The sequence below is a fragment of the Pseudomonas sp. GW821-FHT11G12 genome, assembly GCF_058808055.1.
In genome coordinates this window covers 1,141,008-1,164,342 of record NZ_JBXARH010000001.1, presented here as the reverse complement: position 1 = coordinate 1,164,342, position 23,335 = coordinate 1,141,008, and the positions used below count along the sequence as shown (strand labels likewise).

Genomic DNA, 23,335 nt, shown 5'->3' with positions numbered 1-23,335 from the left:
ATCAGATTGCTCCAGAAACAAGGTGCTGCTTGGGTTCAGTACGGAAATCGTTGCGGTGAGCCAGGCTGAAAAGCACTGGAACAAATAACAAAGTCGCGACGGTTGCGAACAGCAGACCGCCGATCACTGCGCGGCCCAGTGGGGCGTTCTGCTCCCCCCCCTCGCCCATGCCCAATGCCATGGGCAGCATGCCGAGGATCATTGCCAACGCGGTCATAAGCACTGGTCGTAAGCGTGCGATGCCGGCTTCCAACGCTGCTGCGGTCGCATCACCCAGCTCCTGCAGGCGTTCGCGAGCGAAACTGATCACCAGCACGCTGTTGGCAGTAGCCACGCCCATGCACATGATCGCCCCGGTCAACGCAGGCACAGACAAGGTGGTACCGGTGGCAAAGAGCATCCAGACGATTCCCGCAAGAGCAACGGACAATCCGGAAACGATCACCGCCGGGTCAACCCAGGATTGAAAATTGACGACGATCAACAGGTAGATCAGCACAACGGCGCCGAGCAGGCCGTACAGCAGACCGGAAAACGCGCGCTCCATGGTCTGCACCTGCCCCATCAGGTTAACCGTGCTGCCGCGTGGTACCTCATTGGTCATTTGCGCAATGACCTGCCGGATGTCCTTGGCGACGGCGCCAAGGTCACGGTCTTGGGTAGCCGCATGGATTTGCACCATCGGTTGCACGTTGTACTGGCTGACCATGCCGCTGCCGGTCGTTCGCTCAAAGTCCGCTACCGCCCCGAGCGTCGTGACGTTCACGGTACTGCCGTTGCCGACAGGCAGGTTGGCCAGGGCAGCTAACGAATCCAGTTTGGGCTGTGGCGTCTGTAGCACGATCGGATAGCTCACCCCGTTAACGGGATTGAGCCAGTAGGTGGGTGCTACCTGGCTGCTCCCCGCCAGGTTGACGACCAGGCTGTTGGTGACATCGCGAGTGGTTAGGTTCAGCAACTGGGCCTGGGTGCGATCCAGGTCGACATTGAATACCGGCGCTTTGTTCGATTGCAGGATGCGAGCATCGGCCAATCCCGGCACAGTGCGGATTCGCTTGAGCAACTGCTGCGCATAGGCGAAGTTCGCTTCTACGTTGTTGCCCCGAATCTGAATGTCGATAGGCGCAGGGGCACCGAAGTTGAGGATCTGACTGACGATGTCCGCTGGAGGAAATGAAAAGGTACTGTCCGGGAATCGTTCAGGCAAAACCTCACGCAACTTCTTCACATAGTCAGCCGTGGGCTGATGGCCAGTGCGCAACGCGATCTGGAAATCGCCATCCTGGGAGCCCATGACCCCAGTATTGTTGTAGGTCAGGTTGATGTTGCTCGGTGGCAGGCCGATGTTGTCTACCAAGGTGGTGATCTCATCGGCCGGGATGATGCTACGTATCGCCTCCTCTATCTGCGCGAAGCGTGAGGCGGTCTCCTCTACGCGAGTGCCCACAGGTACCCGCACATGCATCAGCACTTGTCCGGAATCCACCGTCGGGAAGAAGTTGCTACCAATAAAAGGTACCAACCCGAACGACAGTGTCACGACCGTCATGAAACCCAGGAGGAATGCTTTGCGACGGCGCAGTGCACTTTCGAGCACTTGCTGATATCGCTGGCGTAGTCGGTCGAAACGGATCTCAAAACCCCTTTGAAAGCGTATCAGCGGGTTCCGTGAAACCGGCTGTGGCTCATGGTGTACTTGATGCGGCTGCAGCAGGTACTTGGCCATGGTCGGTACCAGCGTCCTGGACAGAATGAAGGAACAGATCATGGCAAAGATCACTGCTTCGGCCATCGGTACGAACAGATACCGCGAAACGCCTTCGAGAAAGAACATCGGAACAAACGCGATACAGATGCAAAGCAGCGACACGAAAGCAGGCGTAACGATCTGGCGTGCCCCGTCCAATATCGAGGTCTCGACGTCCTTGCCCTGCTCCAAGTGCCAGTTGACGTTCTCGATAGTCACCGTTGCGTCATCCACCAGGATGCCGATGGCTAGCGCCAAACCGCCGAGGGTCATCAGATTGAGGGTTTCACCCAAGGCAGCCAGAATGATCAACGAACCCAAAATCGCCAGTGGGATCGACACCGCAATGATCAGGGTCGACCGCCAGCTACCGAGGAACAGCAGAATCATCACGCTCGTTAGCACAGCAGCGATAGCGCCTTCCAGGACTACACCCTTGATTGCCGCACGCACGAACAGCGACTGGTCATTGATGGGTTGAACATTCAGCGCCTCGGGCCAACCTGGCTTGAGGGCTTCGATTTGTGCTCGAATCCCATCAACGATGGCCAGCGTTGATGCCGATCCATTCTTGAGCACCGACATCAACACCGAACGGCTTCCGTCGACGTGGACAATATTGGTCTGCGGAGCATTGCCATCATGGACATCGGCGACGTCTCGGAGATAGATCGTGCTGCCGTCAACAACTTTGACCGGCAGCAACCCCAGATCGTCGATCGCCGACGGAGCACCATTGAGCAGCAGGGTATATTCCAACTCGCCGATCTTTTGTGTGCCAATCGGCACCAGGATATTGTGGGCAGCCAGCGCAGCAGAAACATCCTGAGCCGAAAGTCCACGGGCCTGCAGCGCTTCAGGGTTGACGTCAATCTGAACTTGGCGTTGCTTGCCACCATAAGGCAGAGGCATCACTACACCAGGCACGGTAATCAAGGGCGTCCGAACGGTGTTCATACCCAGGTCGAAGAGTTGCTGCTCCGATAAGCCCTCACCCGAAAGCGCCAGTTGCAGAATCGGCACAGTGGCAGCGTTGTAGTTGAGGATCACAGGCGGCTGGATACCAGCAGGCATCTGCCGCAACGCGACTTGCGAGGCGGCCGTGATCTGCGCGTTTGCAACAGCAATATCTACACCCGGCTGGAAAAAGATCTTAACGACGCCCACGCCCGGGTACGTGTTGGATTCTATGTGCTCGATGTCGTTAACCGACGCGGTTAGCAAGCGCTGAAAAACTGTAGAGATTCGCCCTGCCATCTGGTCTGGCGGTAACCCCGTGTACTGCCAGGCCACGGCAATCACCGGTATCCGAATTTCCGGAAAAATATCGGTCGGTGTACGCAAAGCAGTTAAAGGGCCAACAATCAAAACGAGCAAGGCCATCACTACAAATGTATAGGGGCGGCGCAAGGCCACCATCACGGTACGTATCAGCACTGATGGCTCCGATGACTTAATCGACGAAAGTTGAATTCAGTTCAGCTCTTCGACTGGAAGTGTCCCAGAGCAACTTCGATGTGCATGAACGCTGGCGTGAGTTCGTCAGCAATAGTTCGAGCTCGTCGCGTTGGAACCAGGGCTCCGGCGTCTCGAATGAACAGCGGATCACGAAAGTAGATCCGTAGTTTGGCCAGCGTGTTGCTGACGGCTGGCTGGCTGATATCGAGACGAAGAGCGGCGCGGCTGACACTGTGCTCGTGGTAAACCAGCAAAAACGTCAGCAAGCTATTCAGATCGATGCCGTGCAGCATCTGCGCGTTAATCGCCATGAGTTACGGCCGTCTGGGGAACAAAGCTCCAGAAATTCAGGCTTGCGCCCTCTTCGACCAGGCAGTTGAGCAACTGCATCATGGGCACGCTTTCGTACGATAGGGTCATTTTGGATTCACTGTCCCAATAGCCGGTGAGCCACCAAAGACCGGCCTCTCGCGTGCTTCGAGTCAGGGTGTAGTCGAGACACCCAGCGGAATCTTGAAGTGTTCCGATGCAAGACTTGGCGGTTTCTTCGAAAGTCGATTCAGCGGTCTCGAAAAGACGTATTTCAATAGTATTGACGCATTCGATAGCCATCGGCTGATCCTGCTTAATAGGCTTAGCGCGAATCTAGCTGCGACGAGGTAAAGCGACTACGCCACTCAGTCAACATATGCCTATGAGCTCAGCTCATGAATAGACTCAAAGCCACGTAATTCGTGACATTGGAACTGAAACTTCCAATTGATAGACACAATTTGAAATCAATACCGACCGTGCACCTCGGAGATAGGGCCGGCTGCCGGGAGGAAGTGCGCTACAGCTCAGAGCGCTACCGGCGTAGCAAATCTGTTGAACGCTGCACTAATAAAAAAGGCCCTCTCGGGCCCTTTTGTACTCAAACCAAAATCACTTTGTCAGCCAGGACTTGACACCAATCAGGTAGAAATCGGTGATCACGTGATTCATTCACGATGGATCCGATGGCGTTAGTCCTTCCTCCTCCGCAACCGCAGGCATCAGTGTCGCAATTAACGCCCGAACAGCCCCCGGCAACGCATCCAGCTCCCTGACCAAAATACTTCGTTCGCGAATCGCCCAAGGCTCATCAAGTTCAACAATCTCAAGCTCCATGGTACGACTGTGCCGAAGCGCAGCAGACTCGGGAATAATCCCGATCCCCACCCCGGCCTCAACCATCCGGCAGATCGCCTCGAAACTCGACACCTGAATCCGTAAAGACAGGTTCTGCCCGAGCCGCTCCACGTGGTCACGTAGAAAGCTCAGTAGCGTGGTACCTTCATGCAAACCAATGTGCTGGAACGCCAGCGTTTGTTTCAACTTCACCGGTTTCGGCCCAGCCAACGCGTGTCCCGCAGGCACCACCAACACCAGTCGATCGGTACTGAAATGCATCACCTGTAGCCCCGTAGCTTCCACCGGCCCAGCGATAATCCCCATATCAGTGCTGCCGTCCAATACCCCTCGCACGATATCCCGCGACATACGCTCTTGCAGGTCAACCGTCACCGCAGGCCGCTTCGCCAGAAAGCCAGCCAACACTTCCGGAAGGAATTCGGTGACTGCCGTGGTGTTGGCAAAAATCCGTATATGCCCAGCCGAGTCGGCATCGTTGGTGCTGAACTCGGACTTCAGATAATCCACCTGACGCATGATCAGTCGTGCATGTTTGAGCAAGCGTTGTCCGGCTGGGGTCAACTCGACACCCCGGCTGTCCCGGTACAACAAACGTGTATCGAGTTGATTCTCCAACGCTTTGATACGGGCACTGGCCGCCGCCGGTGACAGGAACGCTCGGCGAGCCCCCTGGGTCAGGCTTGGTGATTCGCCTATGTGGATAAACAAGCGCAAGTCGGCCAGATCGAAGTGCATGATCGTTTCCAAAAAAACACTGAGCGTTCAGCATACATGAACGCTGGTATACGGAAATGCAAATTCTCAGAATACCAAACGCCTTGCATGATCCCTCTCAGAACAATAACTGGCGAGGGTATCCCGCATGGGTGATACAGATTTTACTGCTTGGCTGGGGCGCACCGAAGAAGCTCAGGATCATTTGAGCCGAAATCTGATCAAGCGCATCGCCGCTACCTTTGGTGAAGACACTCCAGCTAACGGCGCAGCACTACCGCCGCTTTGGCAGTGGTGTTTCTTTCAGGAGCCAGTGGCGGAGTCCCAACTCGGCACGGACGGTCATCCAGCACGCGGCGGATTCTTGCCCCCGGCTGACAACCGCAACCGCATGTGGGCCGGTGGCCGTATCGAGTTTATCGAACCGCTGCGAGTCGGCGCTGACGCCCATCGCTTGTCGACCATCACCCATATCGAAGAAAAGATAGGTCGCACCGGCGCGCTGTTGTTCGTCACCGTGCGCCACGAGTACTCCCAAGACGGTCGTTTGGCGATCCGCGAAGAACAGGACATCGTTTATCGCGAACCGAATCCACCCAAGGAAAGTTGCGGCCATGCGCTTGATGAGGGTGACTGGAACGAAAGCATCGAGCCAACACCGACGCTGCTTTTTCGCTACTCCGCCGTGACCTTCAACGGCCACCGTATTCACTACGACTACCCCTATGTCACCGAAACCGAAGGTTACGCCGGACTGGTAGTCCACGGGCCGATGATCGCCACCCTGAACCTGCGTGCATTTTCACGCGCCAATCCCGATGCGCGTCTTCGCCGCCTTTCCTATCGCGGTGTCCGTCCTCTGATCGCACCTCAGCCTTTCAACGTGGGCGGGCGAATTGTCGAGCCCGGAAAAGCACAGCTGTGGGCTGGCAACCATGCCGGAATCGCTCAAAGCGCTGAAGTCCTGTTCGACTAACACCGTCGTCCAGTTTTTAAAAATGTGTCCTTGCCTGACCCATGAGAACCTAATGATGAACCCGAATGACAACGAAGAACTGAATGCCATCCGCGAAGGCGTGCGCGCCTTGTGCGCCGAATTTGATGCTGCCTACTGGCGCAAAATCGACGAAGAAAAAGGCTTCCCGGAAACCTTCGTCAAGGCCCTGACCGACGCCGGTTGGTTGGCGGCGATGATCCCGACAGAATACGGCGGATCTGGTCTCGGGCTGGCAGAAGCTTCAGTAATTCTCGAGGAAGTGAATCGCTGCGGTGGTAACTCCGGTACCGTTCACGGGCAGATGTACAACATGTTCACCTTGCTGCGTCACGGCAGCGAGGCGCAGAAAAGCTACTACCTGCCAAAACTGGCCAACGGTGAACTGCGCCTGCAATCGATGGGTGTGACCGAGCCCACCACCGGCACCGATACCACCAAGATAAAGACCACCGCAATCAAGCGCGGCGACAAGTACGTGATCAACGGGCAGAAGGTATGGATCTCACGCATTCAGCATTCCGATCTGATGATCCTGCTAGCGCGTACCACACCATTGGCAGAAGTGAAGAAGAAGTCCGAAGGCATGTCGATCTTCCTGGTCGATCTGCGCGAAGCCATTGGTAACGGTCTCACCGTGCAACCGATCGCCAACATGGTCAACCACGAGACCAACGAGTTGTTCTTCGACAACCTGGAGATCCCTGCCAGTAGCTTGATTGGCGAAGAAGGCAAGGGTTTCCGGTACATCCTCGACGGTCTGAACGCCGAACGTACCTTGATCGCCGCAGAGTGCATTGGCGACGGTCGTTGGTTCATCGAAAAGGCCAGCGCTTATGCCCGCGACCGTGTGGTGTTCGGGCGTCCGATCGGGCAGAACCAGGGCGTGCAGTTCCCCATCGCTGAAGCGCACATCGAAATCGAAGCAGCCGACCTGATGCGCTGGCGTGCTTGTGAGGAATACGACAGCGGTATCAACGCTGGAGCCAGCGCCAACATGGCCAAGTATCTGGCAGCGAAAGCCTCCTGGGAAGCGGCCAACGCCTGCCTGCAAACCCACGGTGGCTTTGGGTTTGCTTGCGAATACGACGTCGAGCGCAAGTTCCGCGAAACGCGCCTTTATCAAGTCGCGCCGATCTCTACCAACCTGATTCTTTCGTATGTCGCCGAGCACTTGCTCGAACTGCCGCGCAGCTTCTGAGGACGCAATAATGAGCCATACCCAAGCCCTGGCCGGTTTCCTGGCCAAGCTGAAATACGACGACATTCCCAACTCTGTTCTCGACCGGACGGAAGACCTGTTTCTTGACTGGCTTGGCTCTGCGCTGGCCAGCCAAGGCTCGCACCCGATCCCGCTGTTCGAGCGTTATGCGCAGCGTATGGGGCCTAGCAATGGCCCATCGAAAATCCTGGTCAACGGCCGTGGGACATCTGCGTATTTCGCTGCATTCGTGAACGCTGCGTCGTCGCATTTAGTTGAGCAGGATGATCTACACAACAGTTCGGTGCTGCACCCGGCCACTGTAGTGTTTCCTGCAGTATTGGCGGCCGCTCAAGACTTGGGTAAGTCCGGACGCGACTTGCTGCTGGCGTCAGTTGCCGGCTATGAAGCGGGTATCCGCATCGGCGAATTCTTGGGTCGTTCGCATTACACGATATTTCACACCACTGCCACCGTCGGCACGCTGGCGGCAGCGGTCGCCGTTGGTAAGTTGCTTGATTTCGATACAGAGAAATTTATCAATGTGCTGGGTAGCGCTGGTACTCAGGCTGCCGGGCTGTGGGAGTTTTTGCGCGACGCAGCAGACTCCAAACAACTGCACACGGCTAAGGCGGCGGCTGATGGCTTGCTCGCTGCGTATATGACTCTCGATGGTCTGACCGGCGCGCGCAATATTCTCGAAGGTGACCAAGGTTTGGCCGCCGGAATGTCCCGCGACTCTGTCCCTGAGAAGTTATCTGACCGCCTGGGTACGCGTTGGGCACTGGCTGAAACCTCGTTCAAATTCCACGCGTCTTGCCGTCACACCCATCCTGCGGCCGACGCCCTATTGCACCTGATGCAACGCGAAGACCTGCATCACGAGCAGATCGCCAAAGTCAGAACCCTTGTTCACCAAGCAGCCATCGACGTGCTAGGTCGCGTAGTCGTTCCACAAACCGTGCACCAGGCCAAGTTTTCCATGGGCGCTGTGCTGGGTTTAATTGCTGTACATGGCAGCGCTCAATTAATCGAGTTTGAGCAACAGGCGCTGACCGACCCTGCTGTGGCCGCGTTTCGCGAAAAAGTCAGCATGGAACTCGACAGCGAAGTTGATGGCGCCTATCCGGCTCGTTGGCTGGGGCGAGTGATCGTCACCACTACAGACGGTCGCACGTTGTCAGCAGCCATTGACGAACCCAAGGGCGATCCGGGCAACACTCTGTCTAGGCCTGAACTGGAAGACAAATTCCAGCGTCTTCTGGCCTTCTCGGGAGCGCGAACAGTTGACCAGGGCAAAGCCTTGATACAACAGGTCTGGCAGCTGCGCGATGCCACCGCCCTGAATAACCTGAACTAGAAGACAGCCCATGCAAGCGCTGCCATAGGCTGTGATCGGCCGGAAATCGGTCGTGCCGCCTAAGGCAGTTCCTACACGTGTGGCATCATCCGAGGTACAAAAAATGACCACCCAGAATAACTTGCGTCCACTGGACGGCATCACTGTTATCAGCCTCGAACACGCGATTGCTGCACCGTTCTGTACCCGGCAACTGGCCGACCTCGGTGCTCGCGTGGTGAAGATCGAGCGCCCTGGCAGCGGTGATTTTGCCCGAGGATATGATGAACGGGTAAACGGTCTGGCATCGCATTTTGTCTGGGCCAATCGCTCCAAGGAAAGCCTTACCCTTGATCTGAAACAGGGCGAGGCAGGAGACATCCTTATGGGGCTTCTTGAAAAAGCCGACGTGCTGGTTCAGAACCTGGCGCCGGGTGCCTCGGCGCGGATGGGCTTGTCGTTTGAAGCGTTGCAGGAGCGTTTTCCTCGCCTGATTGTCTGTGACATTTCAGGCTATGGCGAAGGCGGCCCCTATGAGAAGAAAAAAGCCTACGACCTGTTGATTCAAAGCGAGGGCGGGTTTCTCTCTGTGACAGGCGGGCCGGGTGAAGATGAGATGGCTAAGGCTGGTTGCTCCATCGCTGATATCGCTGCCGGCATGTATGCCTACACCGGAGTTTTGTCCGCGTTGATGCTGCGCGATAAAACCGGGGTTGGCAGTCGCATTGATGTGAGCATGCTCGATAGCCTGGTGGAGTGGATGGGTTACCCGATGTACTACGGGTTCGAGGGCGCCGCGCCGCCTCGTGCAGGTGCTTCTCATGCGACGATTTACCCGTACGGCCCCTTCCCTACCAAAGGCGGCGATACCGTGATGCTTGGGTTGCAGAACGAGCGTGAGTGGGCACTGTTCTGCGAAAAAGTGCTGCTGGATGCGGCACTGGCGACTGATGAACGCTTCTCGGCGAACTTCAAACGTTCGGCCAACCGCGAAGTGCTACGCCAGATCATTGTTGAAGGTTTTTCGCAACTGAGCGTCGACGAAGTAGTGGCCCGACTAGAATCCGCGCAAATTGCCAGCGCTCGGGTCAACGATATGCAAGGTGTGTGGGATCACCCACAACTCAAAGCCCGCGACAGTTGGCGTGAAATCGACAGCCCCGCCGGCAAATTACCCGCGCTTTTGCCACCTGGCCGGAATGCATCCTTCACCCCGCGTATGGACTCGGTGCCGGGATTGGGAGAACACAACACGGGAATACTCGCTGAGTTGGGCTTCTCCGACGAAGATCAGGCGCGATTGCAGGCAGCGGGGGTCATCTGAGACCAGCCCCTCCGACGATCTCTTTTAGGAGTCGACTTGTTGACGCGAGGCCAGACGCAGTGTGTCCGATAAAGCCTCGCCAACAAGCTGGCTCTAACAGAGGTCAATGAAGCAATCCAACCGCTAAACAATGACAAAAAAGGAAGCCTTCCATGTCCGGTTCCACCATTCGCTCCGCACTCTTTGTGCCTGGTAGCCGCCCTGAACGCTTTGCCAAAGCACTGGCCGCGGGTGCCGATGCAGTTATCGTCGATTTTGAAGACGCCGTCGAAGAATCCCTCAAGCGTCAGGCACGGGACAATCTCGCGGCATTTCTGCAGGCCGAAACACAAGCATCGGTCTGGGTGCGAATTAATGCTCCCGAGCACCCTGAACATGCCGCTGATATCGTGTTCTGCCAACAGCAATCGGGCATTGCCGGAGTGCTGTTGCCAAAGGCTGAATGTGCGGCTCAGGTCGCCGCTGTTGCTGTCACTGACAAACCGATATGGCCAATCATAGAAAGTGCACGCGGGGTTTTAAAACTCGCTGAAATCGCTGCCGGACAGGGTGTTCAACGCCTGGCATTTGGTGCATTGGATTATGGGTTGGATTTGAACCTGAAGATTGACTCACCCTCAGCTCAGTTCGTACTCGATCAAGCACGCGTTGAGTTGTTGCTGCGCTCACGGGACGCCGACTTGCTGCCGCCGCTGGATGGTGTCTACCCAGGCATTGATGACTTGGAAGGTCTGCATCACGCTATCTGTCACGCCCATGAAATGGGCTTCGCTGGCGCTATGTGTATCCACCCCAAGCAAATTCCAGTGATCCATCGGGCGCTGACCCCGGGTGCAGAAATGTTGGCTTGGGCGCAACGGGTCGTTGACGCCGGCGCACACGGTCGTGGCGCCTTTCAACTTGATGGGCAGATGGTCGACGCGCCAGTGCTGATCCGCGCGCAACGGATACTCGCGATGGCTTCAATCAATCTGAATGCTCAGCGATGAAGGTGAGATTCTCTTAAGTATCCGGTCTTGTGTGCACTGCCTGTACCCACGCACTACATTCGCTGAGGTAGAGTGCCGTGCACATATGACTTGTCTTTACGATGAGAAGATGACTTGCCCAAACGTAGACTGAGTTTCGGTTACATCTTTGACTTGATCCTTTCAGAGACCAAAGTTGCGAGCATATCCAGGCGCCCAGCGAAAAAATGATCCGCACCTGGTACGACTCTTACTGACGCGTTACTCCGCTCAGCCCACCGGAGAGCTTGCGACAGCGGAGCGCTCTCGTCCAACTCCCCGTGTATCAAACATGCTCCAGCGACTACCGGTGTTGCGTAGTGTCTCTTGCCAGGAACCTCGCCATCTGGAAGCCCACAGAGAATGATGTCATCACTGGATAGAGAGGCCTGTGCCAATGCCTGCTCTACCCTTGCGGCAATGAAGGCACCAAAGGAAAATCCCATCAGAATGAAGGGTAACCTACCCTCCTTTTCGCGCAGCAGGTTGGTCAGATCGATGATGTCCTGAGTCTCAAGAACTCCACCATCATATTGACCTGATGATTTCCCGACACCTCGGAAATTTGGACGATAGACACTCACACCTAGCGCGTTAGCGGCACGCATCATCGTGAAGGGGACTTTGTGATTAGCATTACCCCCCAGTAACGGATGGGGGTGGGCGATCAACGCAACCGCTTTCGGTGATTCCAGACGGTCGATCAACACTTCTGTGACGCCATTGGATACTTCAAATAACTCATGGGTTGCCATGGAAAACACCGCCGGCTAATTTGCATTTCCCTCTGCCTGGGCGCTCGCATCAGCGTCCGTCGCGGGACTTAACTCTGGGACAGGTACATCTTCAACAATGCGCGACAGCAGCACCATCGGTTTTTTGCTATTTATAACGGCAAACATCATACCCCTAGAGCTTCTGGGCAATTTCTTGACAAGACTCTTGGCCGTGTCCCTGAGCGCTTGATCCGTCCCGTGAATCTTGGTCGCCAGAAGTAGACAGATAGTTGCATCGATCATATTCATGAAACGTTGGTCTCGACAGCTACAACAGGGTTTATAACGTCCAGAAGACACCGTTTTCCCGATAGTTCATTACTGGATACGCTATCGAGGCTGAAAATCAGCCTCATGTGTCGCTCAGCACGACGCAGTAGAACTAACATCGTGCTGGCTCATTGGCCGAGTATTGGAACTAGACGCTAAGGCACAGGTATTTGATTTCCAGGTAGTCTTCAATGCCGTATTTGGAACCTTCTCGTCCCAACCCGGAGGCTTTAACACCGCCAAATGGGGCAACTTCGTTAGAGATCAGTCCTGTGTTGATGCCAACCATCCCATACTCGAGTGCTTCAGCAACGCGGAACACTCGACTCATATTTTGTGCGTAGAAGTAAGAAGCCAAGCCGTACTCTGTGTCGTTAGCCATCGCAATGACTTCGGCTTCGTCTTTGAAACGGAACAGCGGCGCCAGTGGCCCGAAGGTCTCCTCCTTGGCTACGGCAGCATTCGTGGGCACATCAATCAAAATAGTTGGCTCGAAGAAATTACCCTCCAAGCCGTTCCCACCCGAAAGAATCCTGGCCCCCTTACTCACTGCGTCAGCGATGTGCTCTTTGATCTTCGCCACAGCTTTTTCGTCAATCATTGGCCCAGTGGTCGTACCCAAATCCATACCGTTACCAACCTTCAGCTTAGCCACTCCTGCTTTTAGCTTTTCTGCGAAGGCATCATAAATAGCTTCCTGTACGTAGATCCGGTTGGCGCACACACAGGTTTGCCCGTTGTTGCGATACTTGGAAATGATCGCCCCCTCAACGGCTTTATCAAGATCGGCATCATCGAACACAATAAACGGTGCATTACCGCCCAACTCAAGAGAAACCTTCTTGATGTCCTTGGCACACTCACCCAACAACTGCCGGCCAATTTCGGTGGATCCAGTGAACGAAAGCTTACGCACGATCGGATTGCTGGTCAGCTCTGAGCCGATATCGCCAGCGCTCCCGGTGACCACGCTGAATACACCAGCAGGAATTCCTGCTCGTTCTGCGAGTGCCGCTAAAGCGAGTGCTGAATAGGGGGTTTGAGAAGCGGGTTTGAGCACCATGGTGCAACCGGCGGCCAGTGCAGGGCCAGCCTTGCGAGTAATCATCGCCGACGGAAAGTTCCAGGGTGTAATGGCTGCAGTAACGCCGATGGGCTGCTTTAAAACGATCAATCGCTTGTCCGGTTGGTGGCCAGGGATCACATCGCCATAAATTCGTTTCGCTTCCTCAGCAAACCACTCAAGGAAGGAGGCCGAATAAACAACCTCCCCTTTAGCTTCAGACAAAGGCTTGCCCTGCTCCAGCGTCATCAAACGAGCGAGATCGTCTTGATTTGCAATAATCAGCTCAAACCAGGCCCGCAATTTACTTGAACGCTCTTTGGCAGTCAGAGCACTCCAGGCTGGAAGTGCGCGGTTTGCAGCCTCAATGGCACGCCGAGTTTCTGCTGCGCCCATTTTAGGCACAGTGCCAAGAATCTCATTGGTGGCTGGATTGTTCACCTTGATCGTCTGGCCACTGTCGGCGTCAACCCACACGCCATCTACATAGGCTTGCTGACGAAATAAACTGGAGTCTTTGAGCTGCATGATCACTTCCCGTCTTATGATTTTGTGTCGAAAACTGCTCCGGTGAGCGGGCCATCATCGTTGGACTCCAACGAGGGAAACTCGGCCACTGTGGTTACTTAGGGGGCATTAAAGTCTACCCCTAGCGTCACAGACACGAAGCAGCTTCAATCCTATCTCCAAAAGTTAACGGTCTGTTTTTTCGCGCATTCACATTTTCCGATGCCCCCGTTCACCGAAAAAATATTCAATCGTTAGTTTTAAATAGTTTCCTTCGGAGCCCACTCAATATACGAGCATATTTTGGGCTAACAACGATGACTTCGCTCAGGGAAACTACTCTTTTAAAAGGTTCGGCCCCTGATGACTTGGCCTGCACTATGCAGAAACCAGCGGCTAACTGACCGTATTCCTGCAAGCCGTCGCCAAAAGTCGCGGATAGACTGACCATTCCACTCGAAGATCCCGCTTACCGCGGAAATCTGACTGATCCAACAACAAGAAAAAGCTCAGTTGATTACAAAGCGGGTTCGTCCCGCCCAGATACAAGCTGTCCTTACCGTCCTACCTCTAACGCTGTGCGCCAATGATGTGTCACAACTCGTGCGTGGCCGCTGTTTGTTCACGCTTTCGAATGGAAGAAAAGAATGTCAAACCTCAATAATCTCAAACGCAAATTATCCCTACTGGATCTCACACTTATAGGACTGGGGGCTACATTCGGTTCTGGTTGGCTATTCGCATCAAGCCACGTTGCAGCCATTGCCGGGCCCGCGGGCATCATCTCTTGGATAATTGGTGCTGCTGCCGTGTTTCTCCTGGGTCTCATGTACTGTGAGCTTGGGGCGGCGATGCCAACCACTGGCGGGATATTGCAGTACCCGATCATCAGCCATGGCCCAATGCTGGGATACATGATGGGGTTTATCACACTCGTTGCTTACTCCAGCGTCGTAGCGATCGAGGTAGTAGCAGCAAGACAATACGCAAGCGCATGGTTTCCATCTTTGACCGAGGTGGGGTCAAGCTCACCGACAATGCTAGGGTGGATGGTTCAATTTTGCTTGCTTTGTTTGTTCATGTTGACGAACTACTTCAGCATCAAATCGTTCGCCCTCGCCAACAACATCATCAGTCTTTTCAAATTTATAGTGCCCATCTGCGTCGTTGTGGTGCTATTCCGACATTTCAACAGTGACAATCTGACTCAGTCTGGATTCGCTCCAAATGGTGTTGAAGGTATTGGCGCTGCGATATCCGCAGGCGGCATTATTTTCGCATACCTCGGATTGACTCCAATCATCTCAGCGGCAAGCGAGGTTAAAAATCCTCAACGCAATATTCCACTGGCTCTCATGCTCTCCATCGCTTGCTCAGCCGTCATCTATTTGCTTTTACAAATAGCCTTCCTGGGCAGCTTGCCCACTGAGATGCTGGCCAATGGCTGGAGTGATTTGGGTAGCAAGCTTCCACTCCCCTTCCGTGACATTGCGTTGCTGCTGGGAGCAGTATGGCTTGCGACTATTGTGGTTGCTGATGCCGTCGTGTCCCCAACAGGTTGTGGCAACATCTTCATGAACTCCACGTCACGGATCGCTTGTGGTTGGGCAGGATCGACAACTCTGCTTAATGCTTTTGCTAAGGTTGACCCAAAGTCAGGCATCCCGCGTCGGGCATTGTGGTTGGCATTTGCACTCTCAGTCGCCTGGACGCTGCCTTTCCCATCCTGGGAAAAATTGATCAGCGTCGTTTCAGCAGCGCTCGTGCTTAGCTACGCAATCGCTCCAATTTCGGTTGCGGCATTGCGGGAACGGAAGTTCACTCGGCCATTCAAGGTAAAAGCGCTTTTTTTGCTTGGGCCGTTGTCGTTCTTCGTCGCTAGCTTGCTGGTGTTGTGGTCAGGATGGGACGTCATCTCCTGGTTGGCAGGCTTGCAGATCTTGATCTTTATCGTGCAGTTGGCGCTTAAGTCAGTAAGCAGTACACGTTCTACGATGCCAAGAGAAATCAGATCTTCACTTTGGTTAGTTGTTTATTACGCCGGAATGATGGGACTTACCTGGGCATGCGGGCCTGGGAAAGTAAGCGAAGCAACCGTCATTTCTATCCTTGCGATTTTCTCGACTGCGATTTATTTCTGGGGGGCCGCGAGCTCTTACCCAGTCACCGAGAAAACAGACTCCCTTGTTATGCCATATGGCGCTTTAAAACCAGATACCGTCTAATCAATCATATATTTGCCCCAAGCCGGCCATCATGGCCGGCTTGTCACATGTGAAGTCTGCAACATTCCCCCCCGTTTTCCCATCATCCACGATTATTGACCTCCTTCTCCCCCCTCAGGCTCAGCGCCTCGTGATTTCGGATCCGTGAATCAGCGTCGATGCTGCATATGGGAAATGGCATTGTATTGACCACCTGGTTGCGTTCTCGTTGACCAGGTATTTGCATTCGCACTGACCAGCAGTTGCACAAACTGCAACTCAGACCAAGACTACTTGAGCGACCGGGCCCGTCGATCGCCCGTCCCTTTTGGAGACAGGATGAAGCAACTTAGGTCGACTCAGTCGATCGACCGCAGGCGATATTGCGGCGGCAGTTGCTCAAGGCCGCTGATGGTTGCGTTCAAGCTCTTCCAGCGGCCATCCTTGATACCATAGATGCAACCATGGATCGACAGGCTCTGGCCGCGGTGCCAGGCGTTCTGGACAATACTGGTATGGCCGACGTTGGCCACTTGCTGGATCACGTTCAACTCACACAGCCGGTCGACACGCTCTTCTTCTGTCGTAAACTGGCCCAGCTCCACGCGTTTCTCGTAGTACAGGTCGCGAATCGAACGCAGCCAGCCATCGATCAGGCCCATTTGGCGATCCTGCATCGAAGCACGCACACCGCCGCAGCCATAGTGACCGGTCACGAGAATGTGTTTGACCTTGAGCACATCGACCGCGTACTGAATCACCGACAGGCAGTTAAGGTCGGTGTGCAGCACCACGTTGGCCACGTTGCGATGTACGAACAAATCGCCCGGGAGCATGCCTACGATTTCGTTGGCAGGCACTCGCGCATCCGAACAACCGATCCAGAGGTATTCGGGGGTTTGCTGACGTGCCAGCTTGGCGAAAAAATCAGGATCTTCCTGCTTAATTGCATTGGCCCAACGTGCGTTGTTATCGATCAGTTCTTGTAGATCGTTCATGTTCAAACCTCATAAATGATCCGCAGCTTTGGCGCGCGGCAAGCGCCCGAGGTCACGTTTCCTTTCGCGGGTCGCGGGCAAAATCTCCGAATTCTCATGTTGAATGCCGGGCCTATTCTCAAATACAGCCCCAAGCATGAGTAGTAGTCATAACTTGGTCATTGCGCCTGATGGCGATTCAGTCGTTCTGCAAATTTGCATCTCCTCTCATAACCAAATTGCATCGTAGCAAGTCAGTACAAACGCAAATTCCTGGTCAACGGAAATACTTCTGGTGGTCAATTGGCGTGCAATTTTGCGACATTGCGATACTGACGTGCCTAACACCACCCCTTCCACTTGTGCCAAACGTGGGGCGTTTGAATCATTGCTGACACTCACATCAGAAACTCACCTGGCCACACCTAAGCAACCAAATTCGACGCATAAAAAAACCGCTTGGTATTTGCTAACCAAGCGGTAAAAAGCGCTGACCAAGCGCAAGCCAATAGTTCAAAGTTACTCGTCAACCATGCCGTGTTGTGCATAGCGAAGATGATAGCTTCATAAAAGCAAGCATTACTATCGTAACTGAGATGGTCATCAGCCTTCGCAAACGTTGATAAATCATACAACGACCCATATTCATTCGCTGTATGATCTCTCCGTGATATTTTGCGGCATTTAGCACAGCAGCCAGCGCCTGCACAAATTAATCTCATGCATTGCGAGAAAACTAACACCTTGGCTTCTTACTAGAGCGGCGTTTTAAATGATCGACAGTAAAGATTTGCTACATTGGATCGACAGAGATCTCTCCTTGATGGACAAGCTCTTTGATCGCATGCCTGACTTGATGTTTTATGTCAAGGATACGTTAGGTCGATACGTCGTGGTTAATCAGACTCTCGTTCGGTATAGCGGGAAACGAACAAAACAGGATGTCATCGGCCTGACAGCGGACGATTTGTTTCCAATTACGAGTTCGAGCATCGTCGCTCAAGATCTGAGTGTCATCCACACAAGAAAAGAGATAATTGATGCTTTGCGACTTTTTCGCTCTGCCGATGGTCATCGACAATGGTGTCTGAGTTCAAAATTCGGAATTGTTGATGGTAGCGACCAGGCCACTGGACTGGTCGGGATATCTCGAATGCTTGCACGACCTGATGAGAAGCATCTGGGCTATAAGCGTCTAATGGAGTTCTCTAGGCTGGTTAAAGAAAACCTTGGCCAGCCGCAGCTGATTGCTGATATTGCCAGAGAGGTTGACCTCTCAATGGATACTTTGCAGCGATTAACCCGTGAGGTTTTTCAATTGTCGCCAAAGCAGATATTGATGAAGGCAAGGATCGAAAAGGCATGCGACATGCTCGAGCATAGCGAGACGAGTATTACCGACATAGCCACCGAGTGCGGGTATTCGGATCACAGTGCATTTAGCCGGCAGTTCAAGGCAACGTTACATTGCACCCCACAGCAATACCGCAGCACAACGATTAAAAATACGGTGCAAGAAAATTTGGCGTCAGCATTGTAAAGTGCTGCCCCCAAAAAAATATCCGCGATCATTGGAGGTCGATGTCGCGGACAAATATTACTTCAGAAGGTTGGAAGTTCTCCCAAGCGCTCAACAATGTCGATACACCAGCACTTGAAACGTATACACCAGAATTTTTTTATCATTATTGTCTCCACCCGAGAAGCAGTTACAATTCGACCCAGCGCCAATAAGGGCGCCCACGGCCTCCCTTTTTAATCGGTTACAACAAAGCAAAAATTGAATGACTCACCAGATTTGAAGCAAATACATTGATAGCGCAGGCACGCCATCAATGTATTGAAGGTTCCAAGTACGCCGATCATCAAACGTGACTGGCGCTTCCCATAAGGGCCTCTCTGAAACGACTTCTCAGGTAAGGGCCATCGCGAGGTGGCAATGCTGTCGGTGCTGGATCCGTCGTAACCTTCACACACAGCGTAACCGGGCCCTGGTGGCTATAAAGTGTGTCGATTGCCTTCTCAAGACCCTCCTGGTCGTGCACGAGAATGCTTTGGCTAAAGCCCACGGCAGTAGCGACAGCGTTGATACTGACACCGCGCCCCGCGTGGGCTGGCTGCATGCCAGTTTCTGCGTAGTGCTCGTTGTCAATTACGACAATGCTGAGGTTGTCAGGGCGATGGCACGCAACTGTAGCCAACGAACCAAGGCCCATCATCATTTCGCCGTCGCCGACAAATACAATGACACGTTTGGTCGGCTGAGCCAGAGCTATCCCCATGCCGAACATCACTGCTCCACCCATTGCCCCCCACAGGTAAAAATTCTGGGCGCAGTCGCCTGCAGCAGCAACGTCGAAAGTGGGGTTGCCGAGACTGGTAACAGCTAGTGCATCACCTCGATCTTGTAGGATCCGGGCCACGACTTCACGGCGATTAAGAGTCGGTTTAATCTTCTGAATAGCCTGCATGATCACACTCACTTATTAAAGTTTTTGGTGCCGATGACGCGCTGCCCAATCAGGACTGCAACCATACGGCCGGTCTGGTAAGCGAAGCGTGCGCCGGCGCTGACTGTCGCCTCGACCTCTTCGGCAGAATCGGCGCGGTATACATACACACCAGACGCTTCCAAAACTTCTTGAGTAGACTTACCCATAGCGACCTGCCATGGGTTGAACTCGCCCCATTCTCCTCTCATGGTAACAATCATGAAAAGTGGCATACGGGTTTCATGCTGCAAGGAAAGCATGTTGATGCAGTTACCTACACCGCTTGACTGAACCAGAAGAACGCCACGCTGCCCTCCCGCCCAGGCACCACCCAACTGAGCAACACCCTCTTCTTCTGTAGTCAGTGAAACGGAGTGAATTTCCGGATCAGCATCACACATCTGGATCAACTTGCTGTGTCCGGCATCCGGAACATACACAACTTGCTTTACATCCAGTTTTTTAAACTCGGCAAATATTTGCTCTGGCCAATTTATCGTCACGTCTGCTCAACTCCAGTTGTTATTTTTGGCAAGAAAAAGCATGCAGCCACCGCGAATTGCGGCAGCAAAATAACGTTGCTTAATAAATTACAGGTACATCGATATACAAGCCTTCGGGCAACCTGAAAGCTGACAAGAAACGCTCAACCAGACAACTTAGTTTCGCTTTATTTTCCACGACAGGCCTCCTTCGCGAGATGTTTTAGATCTCGCTAGTGTTCAATAAAATTTGATGCTACTTAACGGCGCGAACTTGGAGTGTCACCCCTGAACCATGCTCGGCGGAGTCAAAGTAGGTAAAGCCATTTCTGTTAGGCAAGCGACCGCGAAGAATCGGTGTCAGCCCGACAGCAAATGCCTCGGATTCCGCAACATCGCAGTCTGGAACTGTGAACCCTAGATGGAACACTCCCTCACCTCGTTCCTCAAGGAAACGACGTTGAAGAGTGTTTCCTTCGGGCGGCGCACATAATTGAAGCTGGAAATTTTCGAGGTTGGCATATTTGTAGTGCAGCTTCACAAAGTCTTCGGCATTCGGAGCAAGCAACTCCCCTTTGAAAGCTTCCAATGAAGGAAATTGATTCCAAGGGCCTATTCCGAGAGACTCGTAGTAAGCGACAGCCTTGTCCATGTCGCGAACAATTACGCAGACATGATGAAGAGTTTTGAAGATGCTTGTGTCGCTCATCACTTCACCTGTTTTTTTGCAAAGGCATCAGCGGATTCGACAAAGCTTTGACCGATCAGCGGATTCCATTGCACACCGGATTTAGCTTCTACTCCTGGTTTAAGACGCTGAGTTTCGTCATAGTCACTCCACGGGTGCATGAACAAGGGTTCAGCACTTTCCAACGTCGCTAGACGCTCCGCATAGCCAGCGAGGTAAGCCACTCGCTCCTCAGCAGTCACACGGCCTGGCATCCATGCCGCAAATGGCGGCAGGACAGAGAAGCCGGTATATGCCAGAAGGCCGTTGTGAATTGGCCAAAGTACATGCAGCAAATCCCCATCAATGCCGTTGGGCTCATAGAGTGTCGACGCAGTCCCTGTCGTCAGGCACAGCATTGCCTTCTTGCCTTTGAACAGGCCCGAGTCGTATTTGCGGCCGGCAGCATAGGCAAAACCACGACTGAACACGCGATCGCACCAGCCCTTCAGGATCGAAGGCATGGAGAACCACCACACTGGAAAGTGGAACAAGACAAGGTCAGCCTCTGCGACTTTCTGTTGCTCACGAACAACGTCAGCACTTTGGGCATTCTGAGCAAATGCGTGCTCCTGCTCACGAGAGAGATCCAGGAACTCCGCATTCTCGCGGTCAGCAAAATCTGCTGCCGACAGCACTGGATTCCACCCCATTGCGTAGAGGTCGCTGACGACAACTTCATGACCTAGGCGGGTCAACGTTTCCACCGCTGTGTTTTTTAGCGATGCGTTGAACGATGCCTGCTCCGGGTGTGCATAAACGATGAGAGCTTTCATTAGGTACCACTCTGGATCTGAAAAAAGGAGGCTTAAAAAACAGCCGAAACGAATCTGCTGTGGTCAACTTTAGGTCGCAAAGGGTTCAGTGTCTTGATGATCCTCGACCAGTTTCTGCGGTTTTTTGCATAGTCCGAGTTTTCCTTTTCACCGCAAGGTTGGCCGCACAGGTGGCACCGCGCCTAAGAGCCCGCTCAACAATTGCAACGGTTAAGCCAGCTTTTGTTCACAAGCGGCCAACAACATCGACGCACAAATGACTTCCGAAGCTGTCCGCAGTGCGTCAACGGCAGGTGATGAAGGTGCTATGCGCAATTGCCGATCCAGAGGATCGATGCCATAGGGGAAGCACGCGCCCGCGTCTGTCAATTGAACGCCCGCTGCTTTAGCCAGTGCCACAACATGTTTCGCGGTTCCGGGGTAAGCATTCACGCTAATGAAATACCCGCCCTTGGGCGTACTCCACTGCGCAAAAGCGTGTTGGCCGAGCTTCGCTTCCAGGATTTCGAGCACCGCGTCAAAACGAGGTTTGAGAAGAGCCCTATGGCCATCCATTAGCGCCCTGAGGCCACTCAAGTCACGCAAGAACCGGACATGGCGCAGCTGATTTATTTTGTCGGGCCCGACGCTGCGCACGGAGGCATGTTTCAACCACCATTTAATATTGGCCTCCGAGCTGCCAAGCATGGCCAGTCCAGCCCCAGCCTGGGTGACTTTGGAAGTCGAGGCAAAGACAAGCGCACGATCTGGATAGCCATTTCTCGTGCAAGCTTCATGGACGTTTTCAATCTGGATATCCTCGTTGGTTAGGTGATGCACGCTGTAGGCATCATCCCAAAACAAGCGAAAGTCCGGCGCAGCCGTAGGCATTGAAGCGAGCGCTTCAATAACCAAATCACTGTAAACAGTACCCGTTGGGTTGCTGTACTTCGGGACGCACCACATCCCTCGGATGGAGGTATCTTGGGCAACCAGGGCGCGGACTTCATTCATGTCCGGGCCATCGTCCAGCATCGCAACAGGGATCAAGCGAATGCCGAAAGCTTCACAGAGCGTGAAGTGACGATCGTATCCCGGCACAGGGCAAAGAAAGGCCACCGACTCCTTTTCTTGCTGCCACGGCCGTATAGATCCGGGTACTCCGCCGCGCATGGCGAACGACAGACAGTCATACATAAGCGCAAGGCTTGAGTTGCCGCTGACCACTACCTGGCTTTCAGGCACTCCCAGCACTGGTGCAAACAGCCTACGAGCTTCAGGGATACCCTGTTGCCCCATGTAGTTTCGGCAATCCGTACCGTCCTCTGCGAGGTAATCCCCAATCCCTGGCAGCTCTAGCAACTTATTCGAGAGTTCGAGCTGCTCGCTACTGGGAACCCCGCGAGCCATGCTAATCGACAATTTCAACTCGCAGAGGCGAATGTAATCATTCTGCGCGCGCGCATGCAGCTGTGAAAGATCTTCCCTGGAGAGATCATCCAGTTTCATTTGTTAAGCCTCTGACTATTTTGAATACCCAGCAAACGTCGGGACAGTTCGGTAAGTGTCTGTACAGCAAGTGATTCGGAATCAGCTATAAAAGTTGCTCCGCCGGCCAACAATCCCATCAGAGCCCGAGCGGCAATATCGACATCTGAAACATTGAAAATGCCAGTTGAGACGCCTCGCTTGATAATCGCGATAAGCTCCTTGCGGTACCGCTCATCTTGAGCAACGACCGTCGCGCGCTGGGCCCCTTTTAGATTTTTGAGCTCGAGCATTACCAAGTCTTCCTCTCTAGCGTTTCGCAATACGCGACCCACATGGAACGAGATGAAGGCATTGAGCTGCGTTAACGCGCTGGCGCGTTTTGGCTTGATGGTCAGCCAGTCGTTTAGACGCTGCTGTAGCAAGGAATCCAGCACCTCTTCGAGCACATCGATCTTGCTAGGAAAATGGTAGTACAGGCTGCCGGCCTGCATGCCCGCCTTCCTAGCCAAACTGCGCATCGACATTGCAGAAAAGCCGCCCTCCATAATCAGATCAATAGCAGCGTTCACAATGAGCTGATCAGAGCCCACCTCAGTTGTTACCGCATTTGCCTGGTGCATATGGATAAAAACCT

21 protein-coding genes are annotated in these 23,335 nt (G+C 53.8%); 7 read left to right on the top strand and 14 right to left on the bottom strand.

Going from position 1 to position 23,335, the window contains the following annotated elements:
• Position 1: 1 nt before the first annotated feature.
• The 4 genes from AC1RR7_RS05280 to AC1RR7_RS05265 all read right to left on the bottom strand — a co-directional run bounded on the left by AC1RR7_RS05280 (position 2) and on the right by AC1RR7_RS05265 (position 5,113).
• Complete coding sequence (locus AC1RR7_RS05280; protein WP_493156973.1) at positions 2-3,181, bottom strand: efflux RND transporter permease subunit; 3,180 nt, start codon at positions 3,179-3,181, stop codon at positions 2-4.
• A gap of 44 nt (positions 3,182-3,225) precedes the next feature.
• Positions 3,226-3,516 (bottom strand): LysR family transcriptional regulator, encoded by a 291-nt coding sequence (locus tag AC1RR7_RS05275; protein WP_493133860.1) that lies wholly within the window; start codon positions 3,514-3,516, stop codon positions 3,226-3,228.
• Complete coding sequence (locus tag AC1RR7_RS05270; protein ID WP_493133858.1) at positions 3,506-3,817, bottom strand: antibiotic biosynthesis monooxygenase family protein; 312 nt, start codon at positions 3,815-3,817, stop codon at positions 3,506-3,508. Before AC1RR7_RS05270 ends, AC1RR7_RS05275 begins: the two co-directional genes overlap by 11 nt.
• Before the next feature lie 372 nt (positions 3,818-4,189).
• Positions 4,190-5,113, bottom strand: a complete 924-nt coding sequence (locus tag AC1RR7_RS05265; protein ID WP_493133856.1) for a LysR family transcriptional regulator — start codon at positions 5,111-5,113, stop codon at positions 4,190-4,192.
• Between the two features lie 127 nt (positions 5,114-5,240).
• Between AC1RR7_RS05265 and AC1RR7_RS05260 the strand changes: the two genes are divergently transcribed.
• From AC1RR7_RS05260 to AC1RR7_RS05240, 5 genes are all read left to right on the top strand, one after another.
• On the top strand, positions 5,241-6,068 hold the full coding sequence (locus tag AC1RR7_RS05260; protein ID WP_493133854.1) for an HTD2 family dehydratase: 828 nt from the start codon (positions 5,241-5,243) through the stop codon (positions 6,066-6,068).
• Positions 6,069-6,123: 55 nt separating this feature from the next.
• Positions 6,124-7,287: an acyl-CoA dehydrogenase family protein gene (locus AC1RR7_RS05255; RefSeq protein WP_493134765.1), complete on the top strand. Its 1,164-nt coding sequence runs from the start codon at positions 6,124-6,126 to the stop codon at positions 7,285-7,287.
• 10 nt (positions 7,288-7,297) lie between these two features.
• Entirely contained in the window at positions 7,298-8,647 is a 1,350-nt protein-coding gene (locus tag AC1RR7_RS05250; RefSeq protein ID WP_493156456.1) for an MmgE/PrpD family protein, read from the top strand.
• Positions 8,648-8,750: 103 nt separating this feature from the next.
• Complete coding sequence (locus AC1RR7_RS05245) at positions 8,751-9,950, top strand: CaiB/BaiF CoA transferase family protein (protein ID WP_493156971.1); 1,200 nt, start codon at positions 8,751-8,753, stop codon at positions 9,948-9,950.
• Positions 9,951-10,102: 152 nt separating this feature from the next.
• Positions 10,103-10,939 (top strand): HpcH/HpaI aldolase/citrate lyase family protein, encoded by an 837-nt coding sequence (locus tag AC1RR7_RS05240; RefSeq protein WP_493156454.1) that lies wholly within the window; start codon positions 10,103-10,105, stop codon positions 10,937-10,939.
• A gap of 140 nt (positions 10,940-11,079) precedes the next feature.
• Here AC1RR7_RS05240 and AC1RR7_RS05235 read toward each other — a convergent pair whose 3' ends face one another.
• From AC1RR7_RS05235 to gabD, 3 genes are all read right to left on the bottom strand, one after another.
• Positions 11,080-11,712, bottom strand: a complete 633-nt coding sequence (locus tag AC1RR7_RS05235; RefSeq protein ID WP_493156452.1) for an alpha/beta hydrolase — start codon at positions 11,710-11,712, stop codon at positions 11,080-11,082.
• Positions 11,713-11,727: 15 nt separating this feature from the next.
• Positions 11,728-11,982: a DUF7740 domain-containing protein gene (locus tag AC1RR7_RS05230; RefSeq protein WP_493156450.1), complete on the bottom strand. Its 255-nt coding sequence runs from the start codon at positions 11,980-11,982 to the stop codon at positions 11,728-11,730.
• 169 nt (positions 11,983-12,151) lie between these two features.
• Positions 12,152-13,594: an NADP-dependent succinate-semialdehyde dehydrogenase gene (gabD, locus tag AC1RR7_RS05225; protein ID WP_493156448.1), complete on the bottom strand. Its 1,443-nt coding sequence runs from the start codon at positions 13,592-13,594 to the stop codon at positions 12,152-12,154.
• A 626-nt stretch (positions 13,595-14,220) separates the two neighbouring features.
• Here gabD and AC1RR7_RS05220 point away from each other — a divergent pair.
• A complete protein-coding gene (locus AC1RR7_RS05220; RefSeq protein ID WP_493133842.1) occupies positions 14,221-15,798 on the top strand; it encodes an APC family permease in 1,578 nt (525 codons plus the stop codon).
• 338 nt (positions 15,799-16,136) lie between these two features.
• Here AC1RR7_RS05220 and can read toward each other — a convergent pair whose 3' ends face one another.
• On the bottom strand, positions 16,137-16,775 hold the full coding sequence (gene can / locus AC1RR7_RS05215; RefSeq protein ID WP_493133840.1) for a carbonate dehydratase: 639 nt from the start codon (positions 16,773-16,775) through the stop codon (positions 16,137-16,139).
• A gap of 751 nt (positions 16,776-17,526) precedes the next feature.
• Between can and AC1RR7_RS05210 the strand changes: the two genes are divergently transcribed.
• The gene (locus tag AC1RR7_RS05210; RefSeq protein WP_493156446.1) at positions 17,527-18,294 is read left to right on the top strand and encodes a helix-turn-helix transcriptional regulator; all 768 of its coding nucleotides are present in this window, start codon (positions 17,527-17,529) and stop codon (positions 18,292-18,294) included.
• 325 nt (positions 18,295-18,619) lie between these two features.
• On the opposite strand, the gene AC1RR7_RS05205 is transcribed toward AC1RR7_RS05210, so the two are convergent.
• The 6 genes from AC1RR7_RS05205 to AC1RR7_RS05180 form a co-directional block, all read right to left on the bottom strand.
• Positions 18,620-19,225, bottom strand: coding sequence for a thiamine pyrophosphate-dependent enzyme (locus AC1RR7_RS05205; RefSeq protein ID WP_493133836.1), 606 nt, complete (start codon positions 19,223-19,225; stop codon positions 18,620-18,622).
• 8 nt (positions 19,226-19,233) lie between these two features.
• Entirely contained in the window at positions 19,234-19,749 is a 516-nt protein-coding gene (locus tag AC1RR7_RS05200) for a thiamine pyrophosphate-binding protein (protein WP_415769031.1), read from the bottom strand.
• 235 nt (positions 19,750-19,984) lie between these two features.
• The gene (locus tag AC1RR7_RS05195) at positions 19,985-20,437 is read right to left on the bottom strand and encodes a VOC family protein (protein ID WP_493133834.1); all 453 of its coding nucleotides are present in this window, start codon (positions 20,435-20,437) and stop codon (positions 19,985-19,987) included.
• Entirely contained in the window at positions 20,437-21,231 is a 795-nt protein-coding gene (locus AC1RR7_RS05190) for an NAD(P)H-dependent oxidoreductase (protein ID WP_493133832.1), read from the bottom strand. The genes AC1RR7_RS05195 and AC1RR7_RS05190 overlap by 1 nt, the downstream gene beginning before the upstream one ends.
• A 210-nt stretch (positions 21,232-21,441) precedes the next feature.
• Positions 21,442-22,719 carry an aspartate aminotransferase type Ic gene (locus AC1RR7_RS05185; RefSeq protein ID WP_493156444.1) on the bottom strand — a complete coding sequence of 426 codons (1,278 nt, stop codon included), beginning with the start codon at positions 22,717-22,719 and terminating at the stop codon, positions 21,442-21,444.
• On the bottom strand, positions 22,716-23,321 hold the full coding sequence (locus AC1RR7_RS05180; RefSeq protein ID WP_493133828.1) for a TetR/AcrR family transcriptional regulator: 606 nt from the start codon (positions 23,319-23,321) through the stop codon (positions 22,716-22,718). The genes AC1RR7_RS05185 and AC1RR7_RS05180 overlap by 4 nt, the downstream gene beginning before the upstream one ends.
• Positions 23,322-23,335: the final 14 nt, after the last annotated feature.

Bases quoted from the DNA above. Each gene is read 5' to 3' on its own strand.
- AC1RR7_RS05210 (WP_493156446.1), top strand. From the start codon at position 17,527: ATGATCGACAGTAAAGATTTGCTACATTGGATCGACAGAGATCTCTCC.
- AC1RR7_RS05260 (WP_493133854.1), top strand. From the start codon at position 5,241: ATGGGTGATACAGATTTTACTGCTTGGCTGGGGCGCACCGAAGAAGCT.
- AC1RR7_RS05180 (WP_493133828.1), bottom strand. From the start codon at position 23,321: ATGCACCAGGCAAATGCGGTAACAACTGAGGTGGGCTCTGATCAGCTC.
- AC1RR7_RS05245 (WP_493156971.1), top strand. From the start codon at position 8,751: ATGACCACCCAGAATAACTTGCGTCCACTGGACGGCATCACTGTTATC.
- AC1RR7_RS05190 (WP_493133832.1), bottom strand. From the start codon at position 21,231: ATGAAAGCTCTCATCGTTTATGCACACCCGGAGCAGGCATCGTTCAAC.
- AC1RR7_RS05240 (WP_493156454.1), top strand. From the start codon at position 10,103: ATGTCCGGTTCCACCATTCGCTCCGCACTCTTTGTGCCTGGTAGCCGC.
- can (WP_493133840.1), bottom strand. From the start codon at position 16,775: ATGAACGATCTACAAGAACTGATCGATAACAACGCACGTTGGGCCAAT.
- AC1RR7_RS05255 (WP_493134765.1), top strand. From the start codon at position 6,124: ATGAACCCGAATGACAACGAAGAACTGAATGCCATCCGCGAAGGCGTG.
- AC1RR7_RS05270 (WP_493133858.1), bottom strand. From the start codon at position 3,817: ATGGCTATCGAATGCGTCAATACTATTGAAATACGTCTTTTCGAGACC.
- AC1RR7_RS05220 (WP_493133842.1), top strand. From the start codon at position 14,221: ATGTCAAACCTCAATAATCTCAAACGCAAATTATCCCTACTGGATCTC.
- AC1RR7_RS05265 (WP_493133856.1), bottom strand. From the start codon at position 5,113: ATGCACTTCGATCTGGCCGACTTGCGCTTGTTTATCCACATAGGCGAA.
- AC1RR7_RS05235 (WP_493156452.1), bottom strand. From the start codon at position 11,712: ATGGCAACCCATGAGTTATTTGAAGTATCCAATGGCGTCACAGAAGTG.
- gabD (WP_493156448.1), bottom strand. From the start codon at position 13,594: ATGCAGCTCAAAGACTCCAGTTTATTTCGTCAGCAAGCCTATGTAGAT.
- AC1RR7_RS05275 (WP_493133860.1), bottom strand. From the start codon at position 3,516: ATGGCGATTAACGCGCAGATGCTGCACGGCATCGATCTGAATAGCTTG.
- AC1RR7_RS05230 (WP_493156450.1), bottom strand. From the start codon at position 11,982: ATGAATATGATCGATGCAACTATCTGTCTACTTCTGGCGACCAAGATT.
- AC1RR7_RS05195 (WP_493133834.1), bottom strand. From the start codon at position 20,437: ATGAGCGACACAAGCATCTTCAAAACTCTTCATCATGTCTGCGTAATT.
- AC1RR7_RS05250 (WP_493156456.1), top strand. From the start codon at position 7,298: ATGAGCCATACCCAAGCCCTGGCCGGTTTCCTGGCCAAGCTGAAATAC.
- AC1RR7_RS05205 (WP_493133836.1), bottom strand. From the start codon at position 19,225: ATGCAGGCTATTCAGAAGATTAAACCGACTCTTAATCGCCGTGAAGTC.
- AC1RR7_RS05185 (WP_493156444.1), bottom strand. From the start codon at position 22,719: ATGAAACTGGATGATCTCTCCAGGGAAGATCTTTCACAGCTGCATGCG.